Source organism: Streptomyces sp. LUP47B (assembly GCF_001746295.1).
GTDB lineage: Bacteria > Actinomycetota > Actinomycetes > Streptomycetales > Streptomycetaceae > Streptomyces.
The window spans coordinates 380,529-399,214 of sequence record NZ_MJAH01000006.1 but is presented as its reverse complement, the minus strand read 5'-3'; the positions used below and the strand labels follow the sequence as shown (position 1 = coordinate 399,214).

At 69.7% G+C, this 18,686-nt stretch carries 16 protein-coding genes and 1 pseudogene; 7 read left to right on the top strand and 10 right to left on the bottom strand.

From position 1 onward, the window contains the following. Positions 1-82: 82 nt before the first annotated feature. From ruvX to BFN33_RS20055, 4 genes are read right to left on the bottom strand one after another with little or no spacing between them, the layout of a single operon-like run. Entirely contained in the window at positions 83-547 is a 465-nt protein-coding gene (gene ruvX, locus BFN33_RS20070) for a Holliday junction resolvase RuvX (protein WP_031056400.1), read from the bottom strand. Then, the gene (alaS, locus tag BFN33_RS20065) at positions 547-3,219 is read right to left on the bottom strand and encodes an alanine--tRNA ligase (RefSeq protein WP_069761455.1); all 2,673 of its coding nucleotides are present in this window, start codon (positions 3,217-3,219) and stop codon (positions 547-549) included. Before alaS ends, ruvX begins: the two co-directional genes overlap by 1 nt. Beyond that, positions 3,219-3,545 carry a hypothetical protein gene (locus tag BFN33_RS20060; RefSeq protein WP_069761454.1) on the bottom strand — a complete coding sequence of 109 codons (327 nt, stop codon included), beginning with the start codon at positions 3,543-3,545 and terminating at the stop codon, positions 3,219-3,221. The genes alaS and BFN33_RS20060 overlap by 1 nt, the downstream gene beginning before the upstream one ends. Before the next feature lie 10 nt (positions 3,546-3,555). Next, complete coding sequence (locus BFN33_RS20055; protein WP_176742425.1) at positions 3,556-3,990, bottom strand: DUF948 domain-containing protein; 435 nt, start codon at positions 3,988-3,990, stop codon at positions 3,556-3,558. Between the two features lie 347 nt (positions 3,991-4,337). Between BFN33_RS20055 and BFN33_RS20050 the strand changes: the two are divergent. Then, a pseudogene (locus BFN33_RS20050) lies at positions 4,338-4,742 on the top strand (regulator); the annotation flags it as partial. 30 nt (positions 4,743-4,772) lie between these two features. Here the strand turns inward: BFN33_RS20050 and rpsD are convergent. The 3 genes from rpsD to BFN33_RS20035 form a co-directional block, all read right to left on the bottom strand. Beyond that, on the bottom strand, positions 4,773-5,387 hold the full coding sequence (gene rpsD, locus BFN33_RS20045) for a 30S ribosomal protein S4 (RefSeq protein WP_037714931.1): 615 nt from the start codon (positions 5,385-5,387) through the stop codon (positions 4,773-4,775). A gap of 282 nt (positions 5,388-5,669) precedes the next feature. Further along, the gene (locus BFN33_RS20040; RefSeq protein ID WP_069761876.1) at positions 5,670-7,025 is read right to left on the bottom strand and encodes a replication-associated recombination protein A; all 1,356 of its coding nucleotides are present in this window, start codon (positions 7,023-7,025) and stop codon (positions 5,670-5,672) included. A 46-nt stretch (positions 7,026-7,071) separates the two neighbouring features. Then, entirely contained in the window at positions 7,072-7,734 is a 663-nt protein-coding gene (locus tag BFN33_RS20035; RefSeq protein WP_069761451.1) for a vitamin K epoxide reductase family protein, read from the bottom strand. A 145-nt stretch (positions 7,735-7,879) separates the two neighbouring features. Between BFN33_RS20035 and BFN33_RS20030 the strand changes: the two genes are divergently transcribed. From BFN33_RS20030 to BFN33_RS20015, 4 genes are read left to right on the top strand one after another with little or no spacing between them, the layout of a single operon-like run. Beyond that, positions 7,880-8,746 (top strand): ABC transporter ATP-binding protein, encoded by an 867-nt coding sequence (locus tag BFN33_RS20030; protein WP_069761450.1) that lies wholly within the window; start codon positions 7,880-7,882, stop codon positions 8,744-8,746. Continuing rightward, positions 8,743-9,588: an ABC transporter permease gene (locus BFN33_RS20025; RefSeq protein ID WP_069761449.1), complete on the top strand. Its 846-nt coding sequence runs from the start codon at positions 8,743-8,745 to the stop codon at positions 9,586-9,588. The genes BFN33_RS20030 and BFN33_RS20025 overlap by 4 nt, the downstream gene beginning before the upstream one ends. Beyond that, entirely contained in the window at positions 9,585-10,784 is a 1,200-nt protein-coding gene (locus BFN33_RS20020; RefSeq protein WP_069761448.1) for a sensor histidine kinase, read from the top strand. The genes BFN33_RS20025 and BFN33_RS20020 overlap by 4 nt, the downstream gene beginning before the upstream one ends. Continuing rightward, a complete protein-coding gene (locus BFN33_RS20015; protein ID WP_069761447.1) occupies positions 10,781-11,407 on the top strand; it encodes a response regulator transcription factor in 627 nt (208 codons plus the stop codon). Before BFN33_RS20020 ends, BFN33_RS20015 begins: the two co-directional genes overlap by 4 nt. Positions 11,408-11,464: 57 nt before the next feature. On the opposite strand, the gene hisS is transcribed toward BFN33_RS20015, so the two are convergent. Both hisS and BFN33_RS20005 read right to left on the bottom strand, forming a co-directional pair. Next, positions 11,465-12,727: a histidine--tRNA ligase gene (gene hisS / locus BFN33_RS20010; RefSeq protein ID WP_069761446.1), complete on the bottom strand. Its 1,263-nt coding sequence runs from the start codon at positions 12,725-12,727 to the stop codon at positions 11,465-11,467. Between the two features lie 11 nt (positions 12,728-12,738). After that, positions 12,739-13,452 carry an MBL fold metallo-hydrolase gene (locus tag BFN33_RS20005; RefSeq protein ID WP_069761445.1) on the bottom strand — a complete coding sequence of 238 codons (714 nt, stop codon included), beginning with the start codon at positions 13,450-13,452 and terminating at the stop codon, positions 12,739-12,741. Positions 13,453-13,632: 180 nt separating this feature from the next. Here BFN33_RS20005 and BFN33_RS20000 point away from each other — a divergent pair, with 180 nt between their 5' ends. After that, entirely contained in the window at positions 13,633-14,451 is an 819-nt protein-coding gene (locus BFN33_RS20000) for a peptidylprolyl isomerase (protein ID WP_069761444.1), read from the top strand. Between the two features lie 135 nt (positions 14,452-14,586). After that, positions 14,587-15,816 carry a DUF349 domain-containing protein gene (locus BFN33_RS19995; protein ID WP_069761443.1) on the top strand — a complete coding sequence of 410 codons (1,230 nt, stop codon included), beginning with the start codon at positions 14,587-14,589 and terminating at the stop codon, positions 15,814-15,816. 58 nt (positions 15,817-15,874) lie between these two features. Here the strand turns inward: BFN33_RS19995 and BFN33_RS19990 are convergent, their stop codons facing one another. Beyond that, entirely contained in the window at positions 15,875-18,409 is a 2,535-nt protein-coding gene (locus BFN33_RS19990) for a bifunctional (p)ppGpp synthetase/guanosine-3',5'-bis(diphosphate) 3'-pyrophosphohydrolase (RefSeq protein WP_069761442.1), read from the bottom strand. Positions 18,410-18,686 lie beyond the last annotated feature (277 nt).

Sequence of the window (18,686 nt, the reverse complement as noted above, 5' to 3'; positions counted from 1 at the left end):
CCATCCGGCTACCGTTTCGCCTCTTTCTGTGCGGTGACTGTTCGAATGTCGCCGCATCGCGCGGAACGTTACCGTACCGCGATCAGATGACCACTTCGACGCCCTCGCCGGGTGCTTTACCTGACACCCGTTCGGATTCCAGCGCCTGCTGAAGAATGATCACGGCCGCTGCCTGGTCGATGACCGATCTGCCCTTTTTGGATTTCACTCCGGATGCGCGCAGTCCCTGACTGGCCGTCACGGTGGTCATCCGCTCGTCGACGAGCCTGACCGGGACGGGTGCGATCCCCCGGGCGAGCTCCTGGACGAAGCCGCGGACCTTGACCGCGGCCGGGCCCTCGCCCCCCTTGAGGGAGCGAGGCAGGCCGACGACGACCTCGATCGGTTCGTACTCCTCGACCAGCTGCTTCAGCCGGCGCTGAGCTGCCGGGACGTCCCGGCCCGGGACCGTCTCCACCGGAGTGGCGAGGATCCCGTCGGGGTCGCACGAGGCGACCCCGATGCGGGCGTCCCCGACATCGATCGCGAGTCTGCGGCCTCGGCGCATTACTTGGCCGTCTCCCCGACCATGCGCTCCACGGCGTCCACGGCGTCACCGATCGCGGCCGGGTTCTGGCCACCGCCCTGGGCGACGTCCGGCTTGCCGCCACCGCCGCCGCCGAGGGTCTTGGCGGCGGTTCGGACCAGGTCACCGGCCTTGAGCCCGCGCTCACGGGCGGCCTCGTTGGTGGCGATGACCGTGAGCGGCTTGCCGTTGTTCACGGTGAAGAGGGCGACCACGGCGGCCCGGCCGCCCTGGATGCGCCCGCGCACGTCGAGGACCAGCCTGCGCAGGTCGTCGGGGGTCGTACCGTCGGGGACCTGACCGGTGACGACGGCGATCCCGCGGACGTCCTTGGCGGACTCGGCGAGGCCGGCGGCGGCCTGGAGCACCTTCTCGGCGCGGAACTTCTCGATCTCCTTCTCGGCGTCCTTCAGCTTGCCGAGCATGGCGGAGACCTTCTCCGGGAGCTCCTCCGGACGGCCCTTGATCAGCTCCTGGAGCTGGGCGACGACGGTGTGCTCACGGGCGAGGAAGTTGTACGCGTCGACACCGACGAGCGCCTCGATACGGCGGACCCCGGAGCCGATGGACGACTCGCCGAGCAGCTTCACCAGGCCCAGCTGTGCGGTGTTGTGCACGTGGGTGCCGCCGCACAGCTCCTTGGAGAAGTCGCCGATGGTCACGACACGGACCCGCTCGCCGTACTTCTCACCGAACTCGGCGATGGCGCCCTGCTTCTTGGCCTCGTCGATGCCCATGACGTCGGCGCGGACGTCGAGCTCGCGGGCCAGCACCTCGTTGATCTTCTGCTCGACGTCGGTCATGACGGCCGTCGGAACGGCGGACGGGGAGCCGAAGTCGAAGCGGAAGCGGCCGGGCTGGTTCTCGGAACCGGCCTGGGCGGCCGTCGGACCGAGCGCGTCCCGCAGCGCCTGGTGGGTGAGGTGGGTGGCCGAGTGGGCGCGGGCGATGGCCGTACGGCGGCGGCTGTCGATCGAGGCGTGGGCCTTGGCCCCCACGGTCACCTCGCCGAACTGCACGACGCCCTTGTGGACATAGACGCCCGGGACCGGCTTCTGGCAGTCGCGGACCTCGATGACGGCACCGGAGTCGACCTTGATCCTGCCGGTGTCGCCGATCTGGCCGCCGCCCTCGGCGTAGAACGGGGTGCGGTCCAGGACGATCTCGACCTCGTCGCCCTCGGTGGCGGCCGGGGAGGAGGCGCCGTCGACGAGGATGCCGACGATGGTGGACTCGCTCTCGGTGTCCGAGTAGCCGAGGAACTCGGTCTCGCCGGCCTGGTCGGCGATCGCCCGGTAGGCGCCCGCGCCGGCATGGCCGGTCTTCTTGCCCTGGGCGTCGGCCTTGGCGCGCTCCCGCTGCTCCTTCATCAGGCGGCGGAAGCCGTCCTCGTCCACGGACAGGCCCTGCTCGGCGGCCATCTCCAGGGTGAGGTCGATCGGGAAGCCCCAGGTGTCGTGGAGCAGGAACGCCTTGTCGCCGGCGAGGACCGTGCCACCGGACTGCTTGGTCTCGGTGACGGCTGTGTCGAGGATGTTGGTGCCGGCCTTCAGCGTCTTGAGGAAGGCGTTCTCCTCGGCGACGGCGACCTTCTCGATCCGCTCGCGGTCGCTGACGAGCTCCGGGTACTGCTGGCCCATCATGGCGATCACGGTGTCGATCAGGTCGAGCACGACCGGGCCGGTGGCACCGAGCAGGCGCATGTTGCGGATGGCGCGGCGCATGATGCGGCGCAGGACGTAACCGCGGCCCTCGTTGCCGGGGGTGACACCGTCGCCGATGAGCATCACGGACGTGCGCATGTGGTCGGTGACCACGCGCAGCGAGACGTCCGAGTCGTGGGCGTCGCCGTAGGCCACGCCGGTCAGCTCGGTGGCCTTCTTGATGACGGCCATGGAGGTGTCGATCTCGTACATGTTCTGCACGCCCTGCAGAATCATCGCGAGGCGCTCGAGTCCGAGGCCGGTGTCGATGTTCTTGCTGGGAAGCTCGCCGAGGATCTCGAAGTTGTCCTTGCCGATGCCCTCGCCGCGCTCGTACTGCATGAAGACGAGGTTCCAGATCTCGACGTACCGCTCGTCGTTGACGGCGGGGCCGCCCTCGACGCCGAACTCGGGGCCGCGGTCGTAGTTGATCTCGGAGCAGGGGCCGCAGGGTCCGGGGACGCCCATGGACCAGTAGTTGTCCTTCATGCCGAGGCGCTGGATGCGCTCCTTGGGCACGCCGATGGTCTCGTGCCAGATGCGCTCGGCCTCGTCGTCGTCCTTGTAGACGGTGATCCAGAGCTTCTCCGGCTCAAGGCCGTAACCACCCTTGTCCTGGGGGCTGGTGAGCAGCTCCCAGGCGTACTTGATGGCGCCTTCCTTGAAGTAGTCGCCGAAGGAGAAGTTGCCGCACATCTGGAAGAACGTGCCGTGCCGGGTGGTCTTGCCGACCTCTTCGATGTCGGGCGTGCGCACGCACTTCTGCACGCTGGTGGCGCGCGACCACGGCGGCTTGACCTCACCGAGGAAGTACGGCTTGAAGGGCACCATGCCGGCGGGGACCAGGAGCAGAGTCGGGTCGTCCGCGATGAGCGACGCCGAAGGCACGACGGTGTGCCCGCGCTCCTCGTAGAAGCTCAGCCAGCGGCGGCGGATCTCGGCCGACTCCATCAGTGGTCCTCATTCCGGTTGTACGAATGCGTGGTGTACGTCGTGTTCTCGATGGCGGCGACGCGCCTGGGGGCGGGAAGTTCGGGATCCTCCCGGATACCCAGGGCGTCCGTCAGCTCGGCCTCCCGCTGGGCCATGTTGTCGCGGACGTCGAGTGCGAAGCCGACCGCGCGGTCCTTGAGGCGGGTGCCCGTGTCGATCGCCTTGTTGGCCGCCGTCACGGCGAGGTTCTCGGGGGTCAGCTGCTTCAGCTTGCGGTTCACCTTGGTGGTGGCCCAGACACCTGCGGCCACGCCCGTGGAGAACCAGAAAGTACGGCGGAACATCTCTTGAGCCTCAGTCCTTCTTCCAGCGGCCCCGGGAAACCGCCCGGCCCACGATGACGGTACGCCGGGGCGTCTTGGCGGGCACGTCGTCCTTGCGGCCGCCGATCGCGCGGCGCACGCCGTAGCCGAAGGCCGCGACCTTGACCAGGGGGCCGCCGAAGGTGGAGGCGACGGTGGTGGACAGCGCGGAGGCGTTCGACGTGACCTCCTGGACGTCCGAGGCGATCGCGTCGACCCGCTCGATCTGGGTCTGCGCGGAACGCACCGCGGTGGAGGCATCGGCCAGCAGCGGGACGGCCTGGTCGGTCACGTCCGCCACGAGCTTGGTGGTCGCCTTGAGCGTCTGGGCCAGCCTCGCCAGCGCGACGGCGAGGAAGGAAACCAGAATCGCCCAGAAGACGGCCACCAGGATCCCGGCAACCTCTCCACCGGACACTGTGTGCACCCGCTCCCTGAAACGTGCTGTCCACGAAAAAAGTCTCCGCCGAGCCTATCGCGCCGACGACGGCGCTCCACACCGGATAACTCCTCGCCCGGGCGCGGGCCACTCCCGCCGCTTGTACGGAGTGAACACGCTTCAGTACGCTCCGTGTTCCATGCGCAGTCATCAGCCGGACGGCACCGAGGTGAACGGCAATCTCCCCCTGGAGCTCGACGGATTCGTCGGCCGGCGCGCGGAACTCCAGGGGCTGGCACGGGCGCTCGACGCCTCGCGGCTGGTGACGGGGCCGGGCGGTATCGGCAAGTCCCGGCTCGCGGCGCGGGTGGCGGCCGGGCGGTGTGCGCCGCCCGCACGCCTTCCACGACCTGCTCGGCTCGGTCCTGTCCATCGAGCTGCTCGCTCTGGTCACCGCGACCGAGGGTGATCCGGCCGAGGCCGCCGTGCTGCAGGGCGCGGCGGCGTCGCTGTGGCCGTCCGTGGGCCTGCCCCTGTTCGGTTCGGCCCACTGCAACGCCCCGCACGAGCTGTGCGAGACGACGGCCCGGGAGCGGCTGGGCGACCAACGGTACGAGGAGTGCGTACGACAGGGCCGGGCGCTCGGGCGGGACGCCGCGGTGTCCCGGGCGCTGGGCCGCGCCCGCCCGCTCGAGGGGCTGCCGGCCCCGCGGGGTGCCGTGCGGCACGCGCGTGTGACTCTCCACATGCAGCAGCCCGCCGCCTCGCCCACCCGGAAGGGCGGGGAGACGGCGGGCTGAAGTGGTGCGTGTCCTACGGCCTGCCGGTGATCAGCGGGCGTAGTACTCGACGACGAGCTGCTCGTCGCAGATCACCGGGATCTCCTTGCGGTTCGGCTCGCGGTCCAGGCGGAAGGCCAGGGCGCGGAGGTTCACCTGGAGGTAGCGCGGGGTCTCGCCGTCGGGGGCGAAGCCGCCCTCACGGGCGATCGAGAAGAGGGTCTTCTCACGGCTGCGCTCGCGGACCATCACGACGTCGTCGGGACGGACGCGGAAGGACGGCTTGTCGACCTTCTGGCCGTTGACCTCGATGTGGCCGTGGACGACCATCTGGCGGGCCTGGTAGATCGTGCGGGCGATGCCCGAACGCAGGACCAGCGCGTCGAGACGGCGCTCGAGCTCGATGACCAGGGCCTCACCGGTCTTGCCCTGGGTCTTGGCGGCACGCTCGTAGGCGCGGACGAGCTGACGCTCGGACACGTCGTACTGCGCGCGCAGACGCTGCTTCTCGAGCAGACGGACCTTGTAGTCCGAGTTCTGCTTGCGGCCACGGCCGTGCTCACCCGGGGGGTAGGGACGGGCCTCGAAGTACTTGACGGCCTTCGGGGTCAGCGCGATACCGAGGGCACGCGACTTCTTGACCTTGGGGCGGGGCTGGTTCGCCACAATCTCTCATCTCTTGGTGTTCGGCTCGTCAGAGTTATGGGAGGTCGCATCCGCAGCCGGGGAAACCCGCCGGGTCCTCGAGGAACCTGGTGGGCAGCCGCTCCCCTGGTCTGGGCACATATGTGCAGCACGCGAGTGGCCCACCAACCGCGAGCGGTGGTGGGCTGCCCGCGACACCATTCGAACGGTGCGCGACGCTCCTGGAACCCCACTGGGGGGTTCCGGCTGACCGTCCCGTTCTGACTGCACGGGACACAGCGCTTCGAGGATTCTACAGGGTGCTCAGGACCGCTTGCGACCGAGGTGCTTGCGGGTCCACTCCACCGCGTCCGCGTACCGGGCCTCGGCGCCGTGCCTGGTGGGTTCGTAGTACGCGCGGTCCTTGATGGCGTCCGGGGCGTACTGCTGCTCGGCGATCCCCTCGGGCAGGTCGTGCGGGTAGACGTACCCCTGCGCGTGCCCGAGCTTGGCGGCGCCCTTGTAGTGCCCGTCGCGCAGATGCGGCGGTACCGGCCCGGCGAGCCCCTTGCGTACGTCCTCCATGGCCGCGCCGATCGCCGTCGTCGCGGCGTTGGACTTCGGGGCCAGGGCGAGGGCGATGGTGGCGTGGCTCAGGGTCAGCGCGGCCTCGGGGAAGCCGATCATGGCGACGGCCTGGGCGGCGGCGACCGCTATGGGCAGGGCGTTCGGGTCGGCGAGGCCGATGTCCTCGCTGGCGGAGATCATCAGTCGGCGGGCGATGAAGCGGGGGTCCTCACCGGCCTCGATCATGCGGGCGAGGTAGTGCAGGGCGGCGTCGACGTCGGAGCCCCTGATGGACTTGATGAGGGCGCTGGCGACGTCGTAGTGCTGGTCGCCGTCGCGGTCGTACTTCACGGCCGCCCGGTCGACCGTCTCCTCCAGCGTGGTGAGGGTGATCTCCGGCTCCCCCTTGTCGAGGGCCGCCCCGGCGGCGGCCTCCAGTGCGGTCAGGGCACGGCGGGCGTCGCCGCCGGCGATCCGCAGGAGATGGTCCTCGGTGTCCTCGGGGAGGGCGACGGCGTCCTTCAGGCCCCGCTCGTCGCTCAGCGCCCGCTTCAGCAGTCCTCTGACGTCGTCGTCGGTGAGCGGTTCGAGGGTCAGCAGCAGGGACCGGGACAGCAGCGGGGAGATGATCGAGAAGTACGGGTTCTCGGTGGTCGCCGCGATCAGGGTCACCCAGCGGTTCTCGACCGCGGGGAGCAGGGAGTCCTGCTGGGCCTTGCTGAAGCGGTGGATCTCGTCGAGGAAGAGGACGGTCTCCTTGCCGAAGCCGCCGGTGGCGCGGCGGGCGCCGTCGATGACCGCGCGGACCTCCTTGACGCCGGCGGTGATCGCGGAAAGCTCCACGAAGCGCTTGTTGGTGGCCTTCGAGACGACGTACGCCAAGGTCGTCTTGCCGGTGCCGGGCGGGCCCCAGAGGATCACCGAGGACGGCCCGGCGGGACCGCCGCTGCCCTCGCCGACCAGCCGGCGCAGCGGCGAACCCGGCTTGAGCAGGTGCTGCTGGCCCACCACCTCGTCGAGGGTGCGCGGGCGCATCCGGACCGCCAGGGGGCTGCCGGCCGGGTCCTTCTGCTGGCGTTCTTCTGCCGCGGCGGTGAACAGATCGGGCTCCACGTTCAAAACCCTATGTCACGCCACTGACAATGCCGTCGGCCGTCGGTCAGGCCCAGAGCTTGTCGCCCCAGCGGGTCAGGATCAGCATGGCGATGATGCCGCAGTGGGTGACCGGCAGGACCCAGGTGAACTCGGAGAGGAAGCGCTTGAGCCAGCCCGGGGACGGCAGCAGGTCGTTGCGGATGTTGAACGAGGTCACGTACCAGAACATCGTGATCGTGGCGACCCAGGCCAGCGAGCACCACAGGCACAGCGCGTTGATCCGGTACAGCGACTGGAACTGGAGCCAGGTGACGAAGAGCACGCCGAAGAGCGTGCCGAAGTTGAAGGTGAGCCAGTACCAGCGCGGGAATGCGGCGCGGGTGAGCAGGGTCATGCCGACACAGATGACGATGCCGTAGCAGACGAGGCCGAGCATCGGGTTGGGGAACCCGAAGGCGGCGGCCTGCTTGCTCTCCATCACGCTGCCGCAGGAGACGATCGGGTTGAGGGAGCAGCTCGGCGTGAACGTCTTGCCGCTGACCTTGCCCTCGAGGATCTTGAACTTGTCGATCGTGATGACCCACGCGGCGAGCAGTCCGGCGGCGCCGGTGATCACCAGCAGCAACGCGAAGGCACGGCTGCCGCCGACCGTCCGGGGCGCGGCGTCGGCGCTCGCCGACGAGGGCTCGGGCTCCGTGGACACGTCTTTCACTGTGGTCTTGCTCATCACGCCGATCCGTCTGCTTGAGAGTTGGACCTTCTTCGGGCAGGGGCCATTGTGCCGCACCCGGAGGCTTGTCCACCGTTCGGTGGACATAAGGAAGTACGCACGGTCGTCCCTGAACGTTCGGTTCCGGCCGATGCTCAGGGGCATGACCACACAGGCGAACGAACTCGCGGTGGACGTTCGGGGGCTGCGCAAGCAGTACGGCGACGTGACCGCGGTCGACGGGATCGATCTCGGTATCCGCAGGGGCGAGGTGTTCGGCCTGCTCGGACCCAATGGCGCGGGCAAGAGCACCACGGTGGAGATCCTCCAGGGCAACCGGGACCGGGACGCGGGTGAGGTGTCCGTGCTCGGCGCGGACCCGGCGCACGGCACGCGCGCGTGGCGTTCAAAAGTCGGAATCGTCTGGCAGGACGAATCCGCGCCCGCCGAGTTGACGGTCGCGGAGACCGTCCGCCACTTCGCCCACTACTACCCGCGGCCGCGGGACCCTGAGGAGGTCATCGGCCTGGTGGGCCTGGAGGCCAAGGCGGGCAGCCGGATCAAGGCACTGTCGGGCGGGCAGCGGCGGCGGCTCGACGTGGCGCTCGGTGTGATCGGCGGCCCCGAACTGCTGCTCCTGGACGAGCCGACGACCGGTTTCGACCCGGCGGCCAGGCGCCAGTTCTGGGACCTGATCCGCAAACTGGCCGACGAGGGCACGACCATCCTGCTCACCACGCACTACCTGGAAGAGGCCGAGGCACTCGCCGACCGGCTGGCGGTGATCTCCCGGGGCAGGGTCGTCGCCGAGGACGAGCCCGCCGCTCTGCGGGAGCGGCACGGCACCGGCGCCACCGTCGAGTGGACCGAGCCGGACGGCGCCCCGCGCGCGGAGCACACCGACACCCCGACCAGGACGGTCGCCGCGCTGATGCGCCGCTTCGACGGCGAGATCCCCGGGCTCCAGGTCAGCCGCCCCACGCTGGAGGACGTCTACCTCCGGCTCACCGGACAGGAGGACGCGCGATGACCACGACCGCCGTACGGTCCCGGACCGATGCTCGTGCCGGAAGGCTGCCCGGGGTCTGGGGGCTCGGACTGCGGCGGGGGGCCCTGGAGATCAGGCAGTTCTTCCGCCAGCGCGACCAGGTGGTGTTCACCTTCGCCTTCCCCGTGGTCTTCCTGTTCCTGTTCGCGTCGATCTTCAGCGACGACGTGGAGGGGGCGGGCATCAAGGCCTCGCAGCTGTACGTCCCGGCGATGATGGCCGCCGGCATCATGTCCACGAGCTTCCAGTCGCTGGGCATCTCCATCGCCGTCGAGCGGGACGAGAAGGTGCTGCGCAGGCTGCGCGGGACGCCTATGCCGCCGGCGGCGTACTTCCTCGGCAAGATCTGGCTGGTTCTTGTCACCGGCGTCCTGGAGACGGCGATCCTGCTGCTCGTCGGCACCACGCTGTACGACGTCGATCTGCCGTCGGACGCCGGCAAATGGTTCGCGTTCGCCTGGATCTTCGTGCTCGGTCTCACGGGGTGCGCGCTGCTCGGCATCGCGGTCAGTTCGGTGCCCAAGTCCAGCAAGAGCGCGAGTTCCGTGGTCGTCCTGCCCTTCCTGGTCCTCCAGTTCATCTCCGGGGTGTACATCGCGATCGGCACGATTCCCGACTGGATGCTGAACATCGGCGCGCTGTTCCCCCTGAAGTGGATGTGCCAGGGGCTGCGCGGGGTGTTCCTGCCGGACTCGGCGCAGGTCCTGGAGCAGGCGGGCGGCTGGGAGTTCGGGCGCACCGCCCTGGTGCTGGGGGCGTGGTGCGTCGGAGGATTGCTGCTGTGTCTGCTGACCTTCCGGTGGAAGAACCGGCGCGACGGATGACCGGTCCGGCGGACGCCGTGGGCGCGTACTCGTGGGACCGTTCCTTCCGGCTCTGGGACACCTACTTCGCGCTGATCTGGCTGGCCACCCTGGTGTTCGTGCTGGGTGCGGGACACCCCGGGTGGCCGGTCCGCGTCACGGCCGCGGCGCTGCTGGTCCCGCTGGTCCCGCTCTTCCTCCGGGTCGGGCGCCCCCTGCTCCGCCAGGATCCGCCCGACGCGCGCAGGGCCCTCACCTACCTCGGCGCGATGATGGCGCTGTTCCTTCCCTCGGCGATCCTGGTCGGCGAGACCCGGCTGATGACCTTCGCTCTCGTCCCCCAGTGCTTCATGACGCTGCGGATGCGGTGGGCTCCGACCGCCGTGGCGGTGATCAACCTCGCGCCCGTGGCGGGCTGGGCGCTGCTGTGGCGGCCGAGCGACCAGGACGTCTTCTTCAACGGTCTGTTCGCTGTCGTCACCCTGGTCTTCTCCGTGGCCGTCGGCAGTTATGTCATCCGGATCATCGAACAGAGCCAGGAACGGGCGGCTCTGATCGCCGAGTTGGACGCGAGCCGGCACGAGGTCTCGCGGCTGTCCGCGGCGCACGGGGCACTGACCGAGCGACAGCGGATGGCCCGGGAGATCCACGACACCCTGGCGCAGGGCTTCACCAGCCTGCTGATGCTGGTCCAGGCCGTCGAGGCCGAGCTCGACCACGACCTGCCGCAGGCCCGCCGGCATCTGGCCCTGATGGACGAGACGGCCCGGCTGAACCTCGCCGAGGCGCGGGCCCTGGTCGTCGACGGCACCCCCGCCGACCTGGACGGCGCGACGCTGCCCGACGCCCTGTTCCGGCTGGCGGCCCGGCACTCGGCGAAGCTCGCGGTGACCGGCCAGGTCCGTCCGCTGCCCGCGGGCACCGAGGTCGTCGCTCTGCGCTCCTGCCAGGAGGGGCTGACGAACTGCCGTAAACACGCGGGGAGTTCGGCGACCGTGACCATCGACCTCGGCTATGCCGACGAGAGCCTCACCCTGTCCGTACGGGACGACGGTCACGGCTTCGACACCGAGGCCGCCCGGGACGGCTACGGTCTGGCGGGTCTCCGCGCCCGCACCACCGAGGTCGGCGGGACGGTGCGGGTGCACAGCGCGCCCGGCGGCGGCACCACGGTCACCGTTCGTCTGCCCGTACCGCCCCCGAGGAGCTCTTCATGATCCGGATCATCCTGGCCGACGACCATCCGGTCGTACGGGAGGGCCTGCGCGCGATGCTGAGCGCGGAACCGGATCTGGAGGTGATCGCGGACGCGTCCAGCGGACCGCAGGCCGAGGCACTGGCGGCGGAACTCCGGCCCGACATCGTGCTGATGGACCTGCGGATGCCGGGTGGCTCGGGCGTGGAGTCGATCGTACGGATGACGGAGGCGGGCCTGCCCTGCCGGGTGATCGTCCTGACGACGTACGAGACGGACCGGGACATCCTGCGGGCCGTGGAGGCCGGGGCCGCCGGCTATCTGCTCAAGGACCTGCCCCGGGGCGAACTGGCGGAGTCCGTACGGGCCGCCGCCCGCGGCGAGACGGTCCTGGCGCCGACCGTCGCCGCCCGCCTGGTCGACCAGCTGCGCACCAGGCCGGAACGGCCCCGGCTCTCGGAGCGCGAGACAGCGGTGCTGCGTCTGGTGGCGGAGGGCTGCACGAACGCGGAGATCGGGCGCAAGCTGTTCATCGGTGAGTCCACGGTGAAGACCCATCTCCTGCGCGCCTTCGGCAAGTTGGGAGTCGACGACCGCACCGCCGCCGTCACCAGCGCCATGCGGTACGGGCTCCTCGATCAGTGAGGCGCGGCCGTCGAAGGGCGCCGGCCTCCCGACCGGCGCCCTTCTCCCGAGGGCCTGCTAACCGAGCCTGGCCTCCAGCTCCGCCACGATCTCGTTGACCCCGATCGCCGACTGCTCCCCGGACTCCATGTCCTTGAGCTGTACGACGCCCTCGGCGAGGTCGCGTTCGCCGGCGACGATCGTGTAGCGGGCGCCGCTGCGGTTGGCGTTCTTCATGGCGCCCTTGAGTCCCTTGGCGCCGTAGGAGAAGTCCGCCGCGATGCCCACCTTGCGGAGCTCGGTGACCTTGGCGAACAGGATCCGGCGGGCCTCCTCGCCCAGCGGGACCGCGAACACACTGGTCGCCGAGGGGAGTTCGAGCTCGACGCCCTCCGCCTCCAGGGCGAGGACCGTGCGGTCGACGCCCAGCGCCCAGCCCACGGACGGCAGGGCCGGACCGCCGATCATCTCCGACAGACCGTCGTAGCGGCCGCCGCCGCCCACCGCGGACTGGGAGCCCAGACCGTCGTGGACGAACTCGAAGGTCGTACGGGTGTAGTAGTCGAGGCCGCGCACCAGCTTCGGGTCGTCCTCGAAGGCCACGCCCGCCGCCGTGATCAGCTCACGGACCTCCTCGTGGTACGCCTTGCAGGCGTCGCAGAGGTAGTCGCGCAGCAGCGGGGCGTCCCCGAGCTGCTTCTGGACCGACTCCCGCTTGTCGTCGAGGACGCGCAGGGGGTTGATCTCGGCGCGACGGAGAGTGTCCTCGTCGAGATCGAGGCCGCGCAGGAAGTCCTGGAGCGCGGTCCGGTACACCGGACGGCACTCCTTGTCGCCCAGGCTGTTGAGCAGGATGCGGAAGTTGCGCAGCCCCAGCGAGCGGTACGCCTGGTCGGCCAGGATGATCAGCTCGGCGTCGAGCGCCGGGTCCTCCGCGCCGATCGCCTCGGCGCCGACCTGCGAGAAGTGCCGGTAACGGCCCTTCTGCGGGCGCTCGTAGCGGTAGTACGAGCCGGAGTACCAGAGCTTGACCGGCAGGTTGCCCGTCTTGTGCAGGTTGGCCTCCAGCGCCGCGCGCAGGACGGAGGCCGTGCCCTCGGGGCGCAGGGCCAGCTTGTCGCCGCCCTTGGTCTCGAAGGCGTACATCTCCTTGGTCACGATGTCGGTGGACTCACCGACCCCGCGCGCGAACAGCTCGACGCTCTCGAAGCCGGGCGTCTCGATGTAGCCGTAGCCGGAGGTGCGCAGCGGAGCGGCGATCGCCTCCCGGACGGCCAGGAACTTGGCGCTGTCCGGCGGGATCAGGTCGTACGTGCCCTTGGGGGCCTGAAAGGTGCTCACGAAGTCTCTTGTCACATTCCTCGTCGGGGAGGGGTGTGCGCACCCTCTCCCTGGCCGGAGGCCACGTCCCGCAGATACGGGTTGGTGGCGCGCTCCTGGCCGATGGTCGTCTGGGGGCCGTGGCCGGACAGCACCACGGTCGAGTCGTCGAGCGGCAGGCACACGCGGGCCAGCGAGTCGAGCATCTCGGCCATGTCACCGCCGGGCAGGTCGGTGCGTCCGATGGAGCCGGCGAAGAGCAGATCCCCGGAGAAGAAGACCGACGGGATGTCGGACGTCTCGGGCATCCGGAAGGTCACCGACCCCTTGGTATGGCCCGGCGCGTGCGCGACGGAGAGCTCCAGGCCCGCGAGCTCCAGCTTCGCGCCGTCGGTCAGCTCCTTGACGTCGTCCGGCTCCCCCACGGTGATCTCACCCATGAGCGGCATCCCGATGGAACGCCCCAGACCCATCGACGGGTCCTTCATCATGTAGCGGTCCTCGGGGTGGATCCACGCAGGCACTCCGTGTGCGCCGCACACGGGGACGACCGAGGCCACGTGGTCGATGTGGCCGTGCGTGAGGACGACGGCGACGGGCTTGAGCCGATGCTTCCTGAGCGTCTCCTCGACTCCCTCGGCGGCCTGGTGGCCCGGGTCGATGATCACGCACTCCTCACCGGCGGCGGGGGCGACGAGATAACAGTTCGTCCCCCAGGCCCCGGCGGGGAACCCGGCAATGAGCACGATCGTCCTCGGTTTGTCTAGGTACGGGCGGTCTTCCGGGCGGCTGCCCCAGTGGTCAGAGCCTACCGGCGCTGCCGATTCCTCAGCGAACCCATATACGGTACGGGGCACACGCAGGCGGTCGGTTCATAGGACGCATGCGTACCGGTCGGCGTACGAGACGCATGAGGAGAGAACCCCGTGGTCACCCAGGAACAGCGGAAGCGGCAGCTCGCGCGGGAGAAGTTCTTGCGGCAGCAGCAGCGGCGCACGGCCGCGCGCCGCAAGGCCCGTGTACGCAACTCTGTGATCGCGTCGGTGTTCGGCGTGATACTGGTGGGCAGCCTGGCGCTCTACACGTCCGGGGTCATGAAGGACGACGACAAGGCCAGCGCGAGCGCGGAGACCACTCCCAGCGCGGCGCCGACCAGCAAGGCGCCGGACCCGTGCGACAAGCCCGCCGCCGGCAAGGTCGGGACCCAGACGTGGAAGAAGGAGCCGGCGCTGTCCATCGACAAGTCGGCGAAGTACACCCTTGACCTCGCGACGACCTGCGGGAAGATCGACATCGCGCTGAAGGCGTCGGCGGCCCCGCACACCGTGAACTCGTTCGACTTCCTGGCGAACAAGGGCTTCTTCGACCACACCAAGTGCCACCGGCTCACCACCAACGGCATCTACGTCCTGCAGTGCGGCGACCCGACGGGCTCCGGCAGCGGCGGACCGGGCTACACCATCCCGGACGAGAACCTGAAGGACAAGAGCCTCAAGAGCAACGTCTACCCGGCGGGCACCGTGGCGATGGCGAACACCGGTCAGGCGCACACTGGAGGGAGCCAGTTCTTCCTGGTCTACCAGGACAGCCAGCTGCCCCCGAGCTACACCCCGTTCGGCACGATCTCGGAATCCGGTATGAAGGTGCTGAAGAAGATCGCCGCCGCCGGTGAGAGCACCGGCGCGGGCGACGGCGCGCCCAACGCGACCGTCGTGATCAACAAGGCGACGGTCACCAAATCCTGACCGCCAAGTGCGGAATTTCGGTCGCGCGGGATGCGGACAGGCAACCCGCCGGTCGCCTATGTTGGCCGTGACGAAACTGTGGACGATGCCCGGGGGCGCTGAAGCCTCTCGCAGGCATCATGTGGAGGAGGCGCTGTGAGCAGCGACCCGTGGGGCCGCGTCGACGAGACGGGGACCGTGTACGTGCGTACGGCCGACGGCGAGCAGGTCGTCGGTTCCTGGCAGGCCGGCTCCCCCGAGGAAGCCCTGGCCTACTTCGAGCGCAAGTACGAGGGCCTGGTTGTCGAGATCGGCCTCCTCGAGAAGCGAGTGAAGACCACCGACCTGTCGGCGAAGGACGCTCAGGCTGCCATCGACCACATCCGCGAGCAGGTCGACGCGCATCACGCGGTCGGCGACCTGGCCGCGCTCAAGGTGCGGTTGGACAAGCTCGTGGAGACCGTCGACAAGCGCCGCGAGGAGCGCAAGCAGCAGCGCGCGAAGCAGTCCGACGAGGCCCGGCACGCCAAGGAGGCACTGGTCGTCGAGGCGGAGGAGCTGGCCCAGTCCGACCAGTGGCGGGCCGCCGGTGAGCGGCTGCGCGCGCTGGTGGACACCTGGAAGGGTCTGCCGCGTCTGGACCGCAAGTCCGACGACGAGCTGTGGCACCGCTTCTCGCACGCGCGCTCGGCGTTCTCCAAGCGCCGCAAGGCCCACTTCGCGTCGCTGGACGCGCAGCGCGAGGACGCCCGCAGGACCAAGGAACGCCTGGTCGGCGAGGCCGAGGCACTGTCCGGGTCTACAGACTGGGGTCCGACGGCCGCGCGCTACCGCGAGCTGATGGCCGAGTGGAAGGCGGCCGGCCGCGCCCAGCGCGAGCACGAGGACGACCTGTGGAACCGCTTCCGCGGCGCCCAGGACGTGTTCTTCGCCGCCCGCAGCTCGGTCTTCGCCGAGCGGGACGCCGAGCAGACCGAGAACCTCAAGCTGAAGGAGGAGCTGGCCGAGGAGGCCGAGAAGCTCCTGCCGATCGGCGACCTGAAGAGCGCCCGCGCCGCCTTCCGCGCGATCAACGAGCGCTGGGAGGCCATCGGTCACGTCCCGCGGGACGCCCGGCCGAAGGTCGAGGGCCGGATGCACGCCGTCGAGCGTGCCCTCCAGGAGGCCGAGGAGACCGAGTGGCGCCGGACCAACCCGGAGGCACGCGCGCGTGCCGCGGGTCTGACCGGCCAGCTCCAGGCCGCCGTGGACAAGCTCAGGGGCCAGATCGACCAGGCCCGCGCCCAGGGCAACAACGCCAGGGCCGACAAGCTGGAGCGCGAGCTGGAGGGCCGCCAGGCGCTTCTGGACCAGGCACTGAAGGGTCTCCAGGAGTTCGGCGGCTGAGAGGCCGCACGCGAAAGGGGCCCCGCACCTTGAGTGCGGGGCCCCTTTCGCGTGTCTGCTACGACCGGTTCCGCGCCGAGGTCACGCGGTACACGTCGTACACGCCCTCGACTCCCCTGACCGCCTTCAGGACGTGACCGAGGTGCTTCGGGTCGCCCATCTCGAAGGTGAAGCGGGAGGTGGCGACGCGGTCGCGGGAGGTCTGGACGGCCGCGGAGAGGATGTTGACGTGCTGGTCGGACAGGACGCGGGTGACGTCGGAGAGGAGCCGGGAGCGGTCCAGGGCCTCGACCTGGATGGCGACCAGGAAGACCGAGGACTGCGTGGGCGCCCACTCGACCTCGAGGATGCGCTCGGGTTCGCGGGACAGTGAGTCCACGTTGACGCAGTCGCTGCGGTGAACCGATACGCCACTACCGCGGGTGACGAAGCCGATGATCGGGTCGCCGGGGACGGGAGTGCAACAGCGGGCCAGCTTGACCCACACGTCGTCGACGCCCTTGACGACGACGCCCGGGTCGCTGTTCGAGCGCCGCTTGCGACGGCCGCGGCTCGGCGGGACCGCCTCGTCGATCTCCTCGGTGGCCGCCTCCTCGCCGCCGAGCGCGGAGACGAGTTTCTGCACGATGTTCTGCGCGGAGACGTGACCCTCGCCGATCGCCGCGTACAGGGCGGAGATGTCGGAGTACCGCATCTCGTGCGCGAGCGTGACGAGCGAGTCGCCGGTGAGGATGCGCTGGATCGGCAGGTTCTGTTTGCGCATCGCCCGGACGATGGCGTCCTTGCCCTGCTCGATCGCCTCGTCGCGGCGCTCCTTGGAGAACCAGGCGCGGATCTTGTTGCGCGCCCGCGGCGACTTCACGAAGTTCAGCCAGTCCCGGGACGGCCCGGCCCCGGGCGCCTTGGACGTGAAGACCTCGACGAGGTCGCCGTTGTCCAGGGTCGATTCCAGCGGTACGAGGCGGCCGTTGACGCGGGCTCCTATGGTGCGGTGGCCCACCTCGGTGTGCACCGCGTAGGAGAAGTCCACCGGTGTGGAACCGGCCGGCAGCGCTATGACGTCGCCCTTGGGGGTGAAGACGAAGACCTCGTTGCGGGAGAGGTCGAAGCGCAGGGACTCCAGGAACTCGCCGGGGTCCTCGGTCTCCTTCTGCCAGTCGAGGAGCTGGCGCAGCCACGCCATGTCGTTGAGGTGGTCGTCCTTGCCGGTGGTCCGCGGCTGGTCCGAGCGCACCTTGGAGGTGCCGGCGACGGCCTCCTGCTTGTACTTCCAGTGCGCGGCGATGCCGTACTCGGCGCGGCGGTGCATGTCGAACGTACGGATCTGGAGTTCGACCGGCTTGCCGTTCGGGCCGATGACCGTGGTGTGCAGCGACTGGTACATGTTGAACTTGGGCATCGCGATGTAGTCCTTGAACCGGCCGGGGACCGGGTTCCATCGCGCGTGCACGGTGCCGAGGGCGGCGTAGCAGTCGCGGACGGTGTCGACGAGGACTCGGATGCCGACCAGGTCGTAGATCTCCGCGAAGTCGCGGCCGCGGACGATCATCTTCTGGTAGACGCTGTAGTAGTGCTTCGGTCGCCCGGTGACGGTGGCCTTGATCCGGGCCGCGCGCAGGTCGGACTGCACCTCGTCGGTCACTATGGCGAGGTACTCGTCGCGCTTGGGCGCCCGCTCGGCCACCAGTCGTACGATCTCGTCGTACATCTTGGGGTAGAGGATCGCGAAGGCGAGGTCCTCCAGCTCCCACTTGATGGTGTTCATGCCGAGGCGGTGGGCGAGCGGAGCGTAGATCTCCAGCGTCTCGCGCGCCTTCTTCTCCTGCTTCTCGCGCTTGAGATAGCGCATGGTGCGCATGTTGTGCAGGCGGTCGGCGAGCTTGATGACCAGGACGCGGGGGTCCTTGGCCATCGCCACGACCATCTTGCGCACGGTCTCGGCCTGCGCGGCCTCGCCGAACTTGACCTTGTCCAGCTTGGTGACGCCGTCGACGAGCAGGGCCACTGAGTCGCCGAAGTCGCGGCGGAGCTGGTCGAGGCCGTACTCGGTGTCCTCGACGGTGTCGTGCAGCAGGCCCGCCATGAGGGTGGCCGGGTCCATGCCGAGCTCGGCGAGGATCGTGGTCACCGCGAGGGGGTGGGTGATGTACGGGTCGCCGCTCTTGCGCTTCTGGCCACGGTGCCAGCGCTCGGCGACCTGGTAGGCGCGCTCGATCTGACGCAGTGTCGCGGTCTCGATCTTCGGGTCGTTGCTGCGCACTATCCGCAGCAGGGGCTCCAGGACCGGGTTGTACGGGTTGGAGCGCTGGACGCCGAGACGGGCCAGACGGGCGCGGACGCGGTTGGAGGAGCCGGTACGGGGAGGCTGGCCCGCGTTCGGACGGGCCGCGGGGGTCGCCGACGTGGAGCGCTCGGGAGTGGCGGGCTTGGGCCGGGGCGGTTCGGCCGGCTTCTCGACGGGCGCCGACTGGGCGTGCTCGACCGGCCCGCGGGCGTCGTTCGTCGCGCTCTTCGCGTCCGGCGCGGGCTTGGCCGCCAGCGCCGAGTCGGGCTCGGGCTTTGCGGCGGTGAGTGGCTGGGCCTCGTCTGGCAAGAGGACTCCTCGTGCGCGATCCGGGTCCCCCGGTCAGGCTCCGGAGCCCCCATGGTAGCGATCCTGCGCCCGGGGATCGCCTTCAGCCCGATGTGAGGGACGTCTACCGGTGCAACAAGAGGTGCTCCCGCGTGATTCCTGACGGTGGCCCGGGGATGTGCGGTGCGGGGCCTGTGGGTGGCCTGGGGATGGCGGGGAGGCCGGGCCGAGGCGAATGGATCCGCGGGGGCGGGGCGGGCGCATGGGTCCTGGGCGGGTCCTGGGCGATGGGGGCGGG